This window comes from Pseudomonas sp. S8 (assembly GCF_050473925.1).
Classification (GTDB): Bacteria; Pseudomonadota; Gammaproteobacteria; order Pseudomonadales; family Pseudomonadaceae; genus Aquipseudomonas; species Aquipseudomonas parakoreensis.
The window spans coordinates 5,005,272-5,017,283 of record NZ_JBFDVZ010000016.1 but is presented as its reverse complement, the minus strand read 5'-3'; the positions used below and the strand labels follow the sequence as shown (position 1 = coordinate 5,017,283).

Annotated in this window: 6 protein-coding genes, 2 tRNA genes and 3 rRNA genes; 3 read left to right on the top strand and 8 right to left on the bottom strand. The window is 54.6% G+C overall.

Going from position 1 to position 12,012, the window contains the following annotated elements; translation table 11 throughout:
- Positions 1 to 105: 105 nt before the first annotated feature.
- The 6 genes from rrf to tyrS all read right to left on the bottom strand — a co-directional run bounded on the left by rrf (position 106) and on the right by tyrS (position 7,067).
- Positions 106 to 221, bottom strand: a 5S ribosomal RNA gene (gene rrf / locus AB1J88_RS23705).
- A gap of 154 nt (positions 222 to 375) precedes the next feature.
- Positions 376 to 3,267 (bottom strand): 23S ribosomal RNA (locus AB1J88_RS23700).
- Between the two features lie 247 nt (positions 3,268 to 3,514).
- A tRNA-Ala gene (locus AB1J88_RS23695) sits at positions 3,515 to 3,590 on the bottom strand.
- Between the two features lie 29 nt (positions 3,591 to 3,619).
- Positions 3,620 to 3,696: transfer RNA gene (locus tag AB1J88_RS23690), tRNA-Ile, on the bottom strand.
- Positions 3,697 to 3,777: 81 nt separating this feature from the next.
- A 16S ribosomal RNA gene (locus AB1J88_RS23685) occupies positions 3,778 to 5,314 on the bottom strand.
- The 16S, 23S and 5S rRNA genes sit together here with 2 tRNA genes alongside, the layout of an rRNA operon.
- A gap of 553 nt (positions 5,315 to 5,867) precedes the next feature.
- The gene (gene tyrS, locus AB1J88_RS23680; protein ID WP_041070157.1) at positions 5,868 to 7,067 is read right to left on the bottom strand and encodes a tyrosine--tRNA ligase; all 1,200 of its coding nucleotides are present in this window, start codon (positions 7,065 to 7,067) and stop codon (positions 5,868 to 5,870) included.
- 212 nt (positions 7,068 to 7,279) lie between these two features.
- Here tyrS and AB1J88_RS23675 point away from each other — a divergent pair, with 212 nt between their 5' ends.
- Entirely contained in the window at positions 7,280 to 8,704 is a 1,425-nt protein-coding gene (locus AB1J88_RS23675; RefSeq protein ID WP_430292099.1) for a peptidoglycan DD-metalloendopeptidase family protein, read from the top strand.
- 3 nt (positions 8,705 to 8,707) lie between these two features.
- A complete protein-coding gene (locus AB1J88_RS23670) occupies positions 8,708 to 9,799 on the top strand; it encodes an anhydro-N-acetylmuramic acid kinase (RefSeq protein ID WP_430292098.1) in 1,092 nt (363 codons plus the stop codon).
- Between the two features lie 75 nt (positions 9,800 to 9,874).
- On the opposite strand, the gene erpA is transcribed toward AB1J88_RS23670, so the two are convergent.
- A complete protein-coding gene (gene erpA, locus AB1J88_RS23665) occupies positions 9,875 to 10,225 on the bottom strand; it encodes an iron-sulfur cluster insertion protein ErpA (RefSeq protein WP_003228776.1) in 351 nt (116 codons plus the stop codon).
- A gap of 169 nt (positions 10,226 to 10,394) precedes the next feature.
- On the bottom strand, positions 10,395 to 11,429 hold the full coding sequence (gene argC / locus AB1J88_RS23660) for an N-acetyl-gamma-glutamyl-phosphate reductase (protein WP_047296942.1): 1,035 nt from the start codon (positions 11,427 to 11,429) through the stop codon (positions 10,395 to 10,397).
- Positions 11,430 to 11,564: 135 nt separating this feature from the next.
- Here argC and hemJ point away from each other — a divergent pair, with 135 nt between their 5' ends.
- Complete coding sequence (gene hemJ / locus AB1J88_RS23655; protein WP_027610742.1) at positions 11,565 to 11,993, top strand: protoporphyrinogen oxidase HemJ; 429 nt, start codon at positions 11,565 to 11,567, stop codon at positions 11,991 to 11,993.
- The last annotated feature ends 19 nt before the right edge of the window (positions 11,994 to 12,012 follow it).

Sequence of the window (12,012 nt, the reverse complement as noted above, 5' to 3'; positions counted from 1 at the left end):
AATAATAGCCATGAGCAGGGCGATTGCATAGAAATCAAGCGCACCACTTTCCTGCGGGCAAAACAAAACCCCAACTGCTTTCGCAATTGGGGTTTCGGAATTTAATCTTGACGATGACCTACTCTCACATGGGGAAACCCCACACTACCATCGGCGATGCATCGTTTCACTTCTGAGTTCGGGATGGGATCAGGTGGTTCCAACGCTCTATGGTCGTCAAGAAATTCGGATACTGACTCGTGACCGGCTGGCCTCGCTTCAGCAAATCGGGTATGTGATACAGGTGCTTTGTGAGCAGCGCGAACTTTCGGTTCATTGCGTCTTCACACACCGCAATCTGGTCTCTTACGAGCATTCAGATTGCTTGGGTGTTATATGGTCAAGCCTCACGGGCAATTAGTATTGGTTAGCTCAACGCCTCACAGCGCTTACACACCCAACCTATCAACGTCGTAGTCTTCGACGGCCCTTCAGGGAACTCAAGGTTCCAGTGAGATCTCATCTTGAGGCAAGTTTCCCGCTTAGATGCTTTCAGCGGTTATCTTTCCCGAACATAGCTACCCGGCAATGCCACTGGCGTGACAACCGGAACACCAGAGGTTCGTCCACTCCGGTCCTCTCGTACTAGGAGCAGCCCCTCTCAAATCTCAAACGTCCACGGCAGATAGGGACCGAACTGTCTCACGACGTTCTAAACCCAGCTCGCGTACCACTTTAAATGGCGAACAGCCATACCCTTGGGACCGGCTTCAGCCCCAGGATGTGATGAGCCGACATCGAGGTGCCAAACACCGCCGTCGATATGAACTCTTGGGCGGTATCAGCCTGTTATCCCCGGAGTACCTTTTATCCGTTGAGCGATGGCCCTTCCATACAGAACCACCGGATCACTAAGACCTACTTTCGTACCTGCTCGACGTGTCTGTCTCGCAGTCAAGCGCGCTTTTGCCTTTATACTCTACGACCGATTTCCGACCGGTCTGAGCGCACCTTCGTACTCCTCCGTTACTCTTTAGGAGGAGACCGCCCCAGTCAAACTACCCACCATACACTGTCCTCGATCCGGATAACGGACCTGAGTTAGAACCTCAAAGTTGCCAGGGTGGTATTTCAAGGATGGCTCCACGCGAACTGGCGTCCACGCTTCAAAGCCTCCCACCTATCCTACACAAGCAAATTCAAAGTCCAGTGCAAAGCTATAGTAAAGGTTCACGGGGTCTTTCCGTCTAGCCGCGGATACACTGCATCTTCACAGCGATTTCAATTTCACTGAGTCTCGGGTGGAGACAGCGCCGCCATCGTTACGCCATTCGTGCAGGTCGGAACTTACCCGACAAGGAATTTCGCTACCTTAGGACCGTTATAGTTACGGCCGCCGTTTACCGGGGCTTCGATCAAGAGCTTCGCGTTAGCTAACCCCATCAATTAACCTTCCGGCACCGGGCAGGCGTCACACCCTATACGTCCACTTTCGTGTTTGCAGAGTGCTGTGTTTTTAATAAACAGTCGCAGCGGCCTGGTATCTTCGACCGGCATGAGCTTACGGAGCAAGTCCTTCACCCTCACCGGCGCACCTTCTCCCGAAGTTACGGTGCCATTTTGCCTAGTTCCTTCACCCGAGTTCTCTCAAGCGCCTTGGTATTCTCTACCCAACCACCTGTGTCGGTTTGGGGTACGGTTCCTGGTTATCTGAAGCTTAGAAGCTTTTCTTGGAAGCATGGCATCAACCACTTCGTCACCTGAAAGGTAACTCGTCATCAGCTCTCGGCCTTAAGATCCCGGATTTACCTAAGATCTCAGCCTACCACCTTAAACTTGGACAACCAACGCCAAGCTGGCCTAGCCTTCTCCGTCCCTCCATCGCAATAACCAGAAGTACAGGAATATTAACCTGTTTTCCATCGACTACGCTTTTCAGCCTCGCCTTAGGGACCGACTAACCCTGCGTCGATTAACGTTGCGCAGGAAACCTTGGTCTTTCGGCGTGGGTGTTTTTCACACCCATTGTCGTTACTCATGTCAGCATTCGCACTTCTGATACCTCCAGCAAGCTTCTCAACTCACCTTCACAGGCTTACAGAACGCTCCTCTACCGCATCACTTGCGTGATACCCGTAGCTTCGGTGTATGGTTTGAGCCCCGTTACATCTTCCGCGCAGGCCGACTCGACTAGTGAGCTATTACGCTTTCTTTAAAGGGTGGCTGCTTCTAAGCCAACCTCCTAGCTGTCTAAGCCTTCCCACATCGTTTCCCACTTAACCATAACTTTGGGACCTTAGCTGACGGTCTGGGTTGTTTCCCTTTTCACGACGGACGTTAGCACCCGCCGTGTGTCTCCCATGCTCGGCACTTGTAGGTATTCGGAGTTTGCATCGGTTTGGTAAGTCGGGATGACCCCCTAGCCGAAACAGTGCTCTACCCCCTACAGTGATACATGAGGCGCTACCTAAATAGCTTTCGAGGAGAACCAGCTATCTCCGAGCTTGATTAGCCTTTCACTCCGATCCACAGGTCATCCGCTAACTTTTCAACGGTAGTCGGTTCGGTCCTCCAGTCAGTGTTACCTAACCTTCAACCTGCCCATGGATAGATCGCCCGGTTTCGGGTCTATTCCCAGCGACTAGACGCCCTATTAAGACTCGCTTTCGCTACGCCTCCCCTATTCGGTTAAGCTCGCCACTGAAAATAAGTCGCTGACCCATTATACAAAAGGTACGCAGTCACAGAACAAAGTCTGCTCCCACTGCTTGTACGCATACGGTTTCAGGATCTATTTCACTCCCCTCTCCGGGGTTCTTTTCGCCTTTCCCTCACGGTACTAGTTCACTATCGGTCAGTCAGTAGTATTTAGCCTTGGAGGATGGTCCCCCCATATTCAGACAAAGTTTCTCGTGCTCCGTCCTACTCGATTTCATGACTAAGAGACTTTCGCGTACAGGGCTATCACCCACTATGGCCGCACTTTCCAGAGCGTTCCGCTAATCTCAAAGCCACTTAAGGGCTAGTCCCCGTTCGCTCGCCACTACTAAGGGAATCTCGGTTGATTTCTTTTCCTCAGGGTACTTAGATGTTTCAGTTCCCCTGGTTCGCCTCTTGCACCTATGTATTCAGTACAAGATAACCATCTTATGATGGCTGGGTTCCCCCATTCAGACATCTCCGGATCAAAGTCTGTTTGCCGACTCCCCGAAGCTTTTCGCAGGCTACCACGTCTTTCATCGCCTCTGACTGCCAAGGCATCCACCGTATGCGCTTCTTCACTTGACCATATAACCCCAAGCAATCTGGTTATACTGTGAAGACGACATTCGCCGAAAATTCGCAAAACTCTTAAGAGTCACTCACAAATTTTACCTTAGCCTGATCCGTTACCAGTGAAAGTAACGTTCAGTCTATCTTTCTATCACATACCCAAATTTTTAAAGAACGATCTAATCAAAAGACTAGAAATCAGCATTCACCATCACAGCGATGGAATGCTCATTTCTAAGCTTTCAAACTTCAGAAGCAGTGGTGGTGGAGCCAAGCGGGATCGAACCGCTGACCTCCTGCGTGCAAGGCAGGCGCTCTCCCAGCTGAGCTATGGCCCCGTATTTCTACAGGTTTCCCACACAAAAATTGGTGGGTCTGGGCAGATTCGAACTGCCGACCTCACCCTTATCAGGGGTGCGCTCTAACCAACTGAGCTACAGACCCAATTTCGGGCTGCTTCTATCGTCTTCTTCAATGAATCAAGCAATTCGTGTGGGAACTTATGGAGCAGCTGATGTCGTCGATTAAGGAGGTGATCCAGCCGCAGGTTCCCCTACGGCTACCTTGTTACGACTTCACCCCAGTCATGAATCACACCGTGGTAACCGTCCTCCCGAAGGTTAGACTAGCTACTTCTGGTGCAACCCACTCCCATGGTGTGACGGGCGGTGTGTACAAGGCCCGGGAACGTATTCACCGCGACATTCTGATTCGCGATTACTAGCGATTCCGACTTCACGCAGTCGAGTTGCAGACTGCGATCCGGACTACGATCGGTTTTATGGGATTAGCTCCACCTCGCGGCTTGGCAACCCTCTGTACCGACCATTGTAGCACGTGTGTAGCCCAGGCCGTAAGGGCCATGATGACTTGACGTCATCCCCACCTTCCTCCGGTTTGTCACCGGCAGTCTCCTTAGAGTGCCCACCATAACGTGCTGGTAACTAAGGACAAGGGTTGCGCTCGTTACGGGACTTAACCCAACATCTCACGACACGAGCTGACGACAGCCATGCAGCACCTGTCTCAATGTTCCCGAAGGCACCAATCCATCTCTGGAAAGTTCATTGGATGTCAAGGCCTGGTAAGGTTCTTCGCGTTGCTTCGAATTAAACCACATGCTCCACCGCTTGTGCGGGCCCCCGTCAATTCATTTGAGTTTTAACCTTGCGGCCGTACTCCCCAGGCGGTCAACTTAATGCGTTAGCTGCGCCACTAAGAGCTCAAGGCTCCCAACGGCTAGTTGACATCGTTTACGGCGTGGACTACCAGGGTATCTAATCCTGTTTGCTCCCCACGCTTTCGCACCTCAGTGTCAGTATCAGTCCAGGTGGTCGCCTTCGCCACTGGTGTTCCTTCCTATATCTACGCATTTCACCGCTACACAGGAAATTCCACCACCCTCTACCATACTCTAGCTTGCCAGTTTTGGATGCAGTTCCCAGGTTGAGCCCGGGGATTTCACATCCAACTTAACAAACCACCTACGCGCGCTTTACGCCCAGTAATTCCGATTAACGCTTGCACCCTCTGTATTACCGCGGCTGCTGGCACAGAGTTAGCCGGTGCTTATTCTGTCGGTAACGTCAAAATTGCAGAGTATTAATCTACAACCCTTCCTCCCAACTTAAAGTGCTTTACAATCCGAAGACCTTCTTCACACACGCGGCATGGCTGGATCAGGCTTTCGCCCATTGTCCAATATTCCCCACTGCTGCCTCCCGTAGGAGTCTGGACCGTGTCTCAGTTCCAGTGTGACTGATCATCCTCTCAGACCAGTTACGGATCGTCGCCTTGGTGAGCCATTACCTCACCAACTAGCTAATCCGACCTAGGCTCATCTGATAGCGCAAGGCCCGAAGGTCCCCTGCTTTCTCCCGTAGGACGTATGCGGTATTAGCGTTCCTTTCGAAACGTTGTCCCCCACTACCAGGCAGATTCCTAGGCATTACTCACCCGTCCGCCGCTGAATCCAGGAGCAAGCTCCTTTCATCCGCTCGACTTGCATGTGTTAGGCCTGCCGCCAGCGTTCAATCTGAGCCATGATCAAACTCTTCAGTTCAAACATCTTTGGGTTTTTAAGAAACCCTAAACTTGGCTCAGCAATCGTTGGTTACATCTTTGATTTCTCGCGGAGTAACTTGTGATGCTGATAATCTTGTTGACTATCAGTCTGACCCCACAAGCACCCACACGAATTGCTTGATTCAGTTGTTAAAGAGCGGTTGGTTAAGATCTTTCGTCTCAACCGAGGCGCGCATTCTACAGCAGCCTCATTTGCTGTCAAGTGATTATTTTCAGAAGTTTTCGAAGAATTCTTCAACCACTTCAACCACTTGCGCTTCCGATCTCTCGTTAGCGGGAGGCGAATTCTACAGCGTTACACGCCGCTGTCAACACCTCTTTTTCTCCACTTTCGACCGAGAAGATCGAACCGTCAAAAGAGCCAAACCTCACCGCTCTTTCAACTCCTTCCAGGCTTCGATGAACTGAAGCAACCCACTATCGAAAACCGCGTAACTCATTGAATCTCAAGGAGTTTTCCGTTTCGACTGCGCCGGAAGTGGGGCGAATTATAGACTTCTAAAATTCGCCGTCAACCCTTATTTCAAACTTTATTCAGATTTCAGCGTGATGCGCGCAAACGCCTTCTTGCCCGCCTGACAGACGTGAGTCGCACCCAGTACATATATAAAGGAGCGATCAACCACCTCACCATCAACACGCACACCACCGGAAGCCAACAGATCGCGCGCCGCCGCCGAGTTCTTCACCAGGCCTGCTTTATTAAGAACGGCGGCAATTGGCATATCCTCAGCAGAGGCCAGCTCGATCTCCGGCAGATCATCCGGCAACTCACCATCCTTCATACGGTTACCTGCAGCCCGATGAGCATTGGCCGCAGCCTCCTCACCGTGGAAACGCGCAACAATCTCTTCCGCCAGCTTGATCTTGATGTCGCGCGGGTTGGCCCCCGCCTCCACATCTGCACGCAAGGCATTGATCTCATCCATCGAACGGAAGCTGAGCAGCTCAAAGTAACGCCACATCAGCGCATCCGGAATCGAAACCAGCTTGCCGTACATGACACCTGGCGCCTCCTGGATACCGACGTAATTGCCCAACGACTTGGACATCTTCTTCACGCCATCCAGCCCCTCGAGCAACGGCATGGTCAGAATGCATTGAGCTTCCTGGCCATATCCACGCTGCAGCTCACGCCCCATCAGCAGGTTGAACTTCTGATCGGTACCGCCCAGCTCGACATCCGCGCGCAGAGCAACCGAGTCATAACCCTGAACCAGCGGATAGAGGAACTCATGAATAGCGATCGGCTGATTGGTGGTGTAACGCTTGTCGAAGTCATCACGCTCCAGCATACGCGCGACAGTGTATTGCGAAGTCAGACGAATGAAGTCCGCCGGCCCCATCTGATCCATCCAGGTGGAGTTGAATGCAACTTCGGTTTTCGCCGGATCAAGAATCTTGAACACTTGAGTCTTGTACGTTTCGGCGTTTTCCAGAACCTGCTCGCGAGTCAAAGGAGGACGAGTCGCACTCTTGCCGCTTGGATCACCGATCATTCCGGTGAAGTCACCAATAAGGAAGATCACTTGATGCCCCAATTCCTGGAACTGGCGCAGCTTATTAATAAGCACGGTGTGACCCAAGTGCAGATCCGGGGCGGTTGGATCGAAACCAGCCTTGATACGCAGCGGCTGGCCGCGCTTGAGCTTCTCGATCAGCTCGGACTCGACCAATAGTTCTTCCGCACCACGTTTAATCAGCGCTAGCTGCTCTTCAACCGACTTCATAACAGACCCGCAAGGCTCAGATTCAAAGGGAACCAACCATACAAGATCGTGCACCAATTACAAGTTTTGCCCGGCGCACGGACACCAATCTACAGACAGGGTATCTGCAGACTTGCTTCGGGGATGATTTGGTTATATTTTATACAGTTATTTCATCTTCATCATGTCATTCATCTTTTCCAATTCATCTTTTTTCAAAGTCAAAAATACTTATGACCACTGAACCGTCTAAAGCGCCACCGCTTTACCCGAAGACCCACCTGCTCGCCGCGAGTGGAATCGCCGCCCTTCTCAGCCTGGCGCTCCTGGTATTCCCTTCCAGTGATGTTGAAGCCAAAAAGACGACCCTGAGCCTTGAACTGGAAAGTCCTGCTGAACAACTGACACAAGATCAAGACGCTGCTGACGCGGCTCAAGCCACAAATGAGCCAGTAACCTCACCTTTCGCCCAGATCGAAAACAGCACCGAAGACACTCCGCAAACCGCTGAAGCCGCACCTGCGCCCGCTCCGGTTGCCGAAAAACCAAAAGCTCCAGGACACCGCGAAGTCGTTGTCTCCAAAGGAGATACGCTCTCTACACTGTTCGAGAAAGTCGGTCTGCCAGCCGCCGCCGTGCATGAAGTCCTGGCGAGCGACAAACAAGCCAAACAATTCAGCCAGCTCAAGCACGGCCAGAAGCTTGAGTTCGAACTGGACCCGCAAGGCCAACTGACCAGCCTGCACAGCAAGGTCAGCGACGTTGAAATCATCACCCTGACCAAGAACGACAAGGGCTATGCATTCAACCGCGTCACCGCAAAGCCGACCGTTCGCACGGCTTACGTGCACGGCGTGATCAATAGCTCCCTGTCACAATCCGCTGCCCGTGCAGGCCTGTCCCATAGCCTGACCATGGATATGGCCAGCGTCTTCGGCTACGACGTCGACTTCGCTCAGGACATCCGTCAAGGTGACGAATTCGACGTGATCTACGAGCAGAAAGTGGTCAACGGCAAGGCAGTGGGCACCGGCCCGATTCTGTCTGCACGCTTCACCAACCGCGGCAAGACCTACACCGCCGTGCGTTACACCAACAAACAAGGCAACAGCAGCTATTACACCGCTGATGGCAACAGCATGCGTAAGGCTTTCATCCGTACCCCGGTGGACTTCGCCCGCATCAGTTCGAAATTCTCCATGGGCCGCAAACACCCGATCCTCAACAAGATCCGCGCCCACAAGGGTGTCGATTACGCGGCCCCACGCGGTACGCCGATCAAGGCTGCCGGCGACGGTAAAGTGCTGCTGGCCGGTCGCCGCGGTGGCTACGGCAACACGGTGATCATCCAGCACGGCAATACCTACCGCACGCTGTATGGCCACATGCAAGGCTTCGCCAAAGGCGTGAAAACCGGCGGCAGCGTCAAGCAGGGCCAAGTGATCGGTTACATTGGTACCACCGGCCTGTCCACTGGACCGCACTTGCACTATGAGTTCCAGGTCAACGGTGTTCACGTCGACCCGCTGGGCCAGAAGCTGCCGATGGCAGATCCGATCGCCAAGTCCGAGCGCGCACGCTTCCTTGCGCAGAGCCAGCCGTTGATGACGCGCATGGATCAAGAGAAGGCCACCATGCTGGCTTCGAGCAAGCGCTAAGCCATGGCTCTTTATATCGGCGTGATGTCCGGCACCAGTCTCGATGGGCTGGACATCGCCCTGATCGAGCAGACCTCGGCGATCAAACTGATCGCCACGCATTACATCCCCATGCCTGAAACCCTGCGCGCCGAGCTGCTTGGCTTGTGCGCCAGCGGCCCCGACGAGATTGCCCGCTCGGCGATCGCCCAGCAGCACTGGGTAAAACTAGCGGCCCAGGGCATCCATACCGTCCTCGATCAGCAGCAACTGAAGCCTGAAGCCATTCGTGCAATCGGCAGCCATGGCCAGACCATTCGCCATGAGCCCGCTCGTGGCTTCACAGTGCAGATCGGCAATCCCGCACTACTGACCGAGCTGACCGGCATCACCGTGGTTAGCGACTTCCGCAGCCGCGACGTGGCTGCTGGCGGTCAGGGTGCCCCGCTGGTACCAGCCTTCCATGAGGCTTTGTTCGAAGAGCGTAACGGCAACCGCGCAGTCCTGAATGTCGGCGGTTTCAGCAATCTCAGTCTGATAGAACCGACCAGGCCTGTAGCCGGTTTCGACTGCGGCCCTGGGAATGTGCTGATGGATGCCTGGATTCATCAGCAACGCGGCGAGAACTATGATCGCAACGGCCAGTGGGCAGCCACCGGCACGGTCGAGCCAGTCTTGCTGAAAGCTCTGCTCGGCGACCCGTTCTTCGTGACCAAAGGCCCGAAGAGCACTGGCCGGGAAGTGTTCAACCTGCCGTGGCTGGAGCACCACCTCTCAAATTTGCCGAGCTTCGCCGCTGAAAACGTTCAGGCAACGCTGCTCGAACTGACGGCGCAGACCATCGTCGAGTCGCTGCAAAGCGCTCAATCCGATACGCGGGAAATGTTGGTCTGCGGCGGCGGCGCTCACAACGCTACGCTGATGAAACGTCTTGCCGACCTGCTGCCTAACGCCACCGTCGCCAGCACCGCCACTCACGGCGTCGATCCGGACTGGGTCGAGGCAATGGCCTTCGCCTGGCTTGCTCATTGCTGCCTCGAAGGCATTGCTGCCAACCGCCCGAGCGTCACGGGCGCCAAAGGTCTGCGGGTACTCGGCGCCATCTACCCCAACTGAGCAAAACGCAGGCAACAAAAAACGCCGCAGAACCGTAAGGCTCTGCGGCGTTTTGTTGTGTGCAGCGAGGAGCGATCAGATCGAGAACGAAGAGCCGCAACCACAAGTAGTGGTGGCGTTCGGGTTCTTGATCACAAAGCGCGAACCTTCCAGACCTTCCTGGTAATCCACTTCGGCACCCGCCAGATACTGGAAGCTCATCGGATCCACCACCAGGCTCACGCCTTCGCGCTCGACGATGGTGTCGTCCTCGGCCACATCTTCATCGAAGGTGAAGCCGTACTGAAACCCTGAACAACCGCCGCCCGTAACAAATACGCGCAGCTTCAAGCGATCATTCCCCTCTTCATCGACCAGGCTCTTCACCTTGTGCGCAGCACCTTGGGTGAATTGCAAAGCCGTGGGGGTGAAGGATTCGACGCTCATGCTGACTATCTCCCGGCGTTTACGCCGCCATAATGCGTGATGACGCGCATTATCCGCTTGTCCTAGAAAATCGGTCAACTATTGTTACGGTATATCAATAAACCCTACTAACTGTCCGGAATGCAAAAAGGCCCGTCAGACGGGCCTTTTTGCTGTGTTGCCGAACGTGTTACGGCAGCATACCGGCGTGGGACAGGCCGAAACGCTCATCCAGGCCGAACAGGATGTTCATGTTCTGCACCGCCTGACCCGACGCGCCTTTGACCAGGTTGTCGATCACCGACAGCACCACCACCAGATCGCCATCCTGCGGGCGGTGCACGGCGATGCGGCAGACGTTGGCACCACGCACGCTGCGGGTTTCCGGATGGCTGCCGGCCGGCATCACATCGACGAACGGCTCGTTGGCATAACGCTTTTCGAACAGAGCCTGCAGATCCACCGAACGATCAACCACGGTCGCGTAGAGCGTGGAGTGAATGCCACGGATCATCGGCGTCAGGTGCGGAACGAAGGTCAGACCGACATCCTTGCCCGCAGCGCGACGCAGACCCTGGCGAATTTCCGGCAGATGACGGTGACCTTTCACCGCATAAGCCTTCATGCTTTCCGACGTCTCGGAATACAGCGAGCCTACAGAAGCACCGCGACCAGCACCGCTGACGCCGGATTTGCAGTCGGCGATCAGACGCGAAGTATCAGCCAGACCCGCTTCAAGCAGCGGCAGGAAACCCAACTGTGTGGCGGTTGGATAGCAACCCGGTACGGCGATCAGACGTGCTTTCTTGATCTGCTCGCGATTGACTTCCGGCAGGCCGTAGACCGCTTCGTCCAGCAACTCCGGCGCACCGTGTGGCTGGCCATACCACTTGGCCCATTCTTCAGCGTCCTGCAACCGGAAGTCCGCTGACAGGTCGATGACCTTGGTGCCCGCCGCCAACAGTTCACCGGCCAACGCATGGGCAACGCCGTGCGGGGTGGCGAAGAACACCACATCACACGCGCCCAGGGTTTTGATGTCCGGCACGCTGAACGCCAGACCGTCGTAGTGACCGCGCAGGTTCGGGTACATGTCAGCCACGGCCAGACCGGCCTCGGATCGGGAAGTGATCACCACCACTTCTGCCTGCGGATGCTGTGCCAACAGACGCAGCAGTTCGACACCGGTGTAACCCGTGCCGCCGACGATACCGACCTTGACCATAAACCTGCCCTCAACGAACCCACTGGAAAGCCGTCGATAATAGGGGCCGCGCGCCCCTGCGACAACCATCAAGGTGACGTGCGGACGCTCAAGCCTCTACTATCCCGGCTACCGTGAACCTGGGAATAACCAAAAATGCTCTATCTATGGATCAAAGCGTTTCACATCGTCAGCGTCGTCTGCTGGTTTGCCGGGCTGTTCTACTTGCCGCGGCTGTTCGTTTATCACGCGCAAAGTGAAGACGCGATCAGCAAGGAACGCTTCAGCCTCATGGAGCGCAAGCTGTATCGCGGCATCATGGGCCCGGCGATGATCGCCACGCTGATTTTCGGCGGCTGGCTGATCTACCTCAATCCGGGCATCTTCAGCATGGGCGGCTGGATTCACGCCAAACTGACCCTGGTGGTCTTGCTGATCGGCTACCACCACATGTGCGGTGCGCAGGTAAAACGCTTCGCCCGTGGCGAGAACACCCGCAGCCATGTCTTTTATCGCTGGTTCAATGAAGTGCCGGTTCTGATATTGCTGGCTATCGTAATTCTGGTCGTGGTCAAGCCGTTCTAACTTCATAACAGTCACACCT

Bases quoted from the DNA above. Each gene is read 5' to 3' on its own strand.
- argC (WP_047296942.1), bottom strand. From the start codon at position 11,429: ATGGTCAAGGTCGGTATCGTCGGCGGCACGGGTTACACCGGTGTCGAA.
- hemJ (WP_027610742.1), top strand. From the start codon at position 11,565: ATGCTCTATCTATGGATCAAAGCGTTTCACATCGTCAGCGTCGTCTGC.
- AB1J88_RS23670 (WP_430292098.1), top strand. From the start codon at position 8,708: ATGGCTCTTTATATCGGCGTGATGTCCGGCACCAGTCTCGATGGGCTG.
- AB1J88_RS23675 (WP_430292099.1), top strand. From the start codon at position 7,280: ATGACCACTGAACCGTCTAAAGCGCCACCGCTTTACCCGAAGACCCAC.
- erpA (WP_003228776.1), bottom strand. From the start codon at position 10,225: ATGAGCGTCGAATCCTTCACCCCCACGGCTTTGCAATTCACCCAAGGT.
- tyrS (WP_041070157.1), bottom strand. From the start codon at position 7,067: ATGAAGTCGGTTGAAGAGCAGCTAGCGCTGATTAAACGTGGTGCGGAA.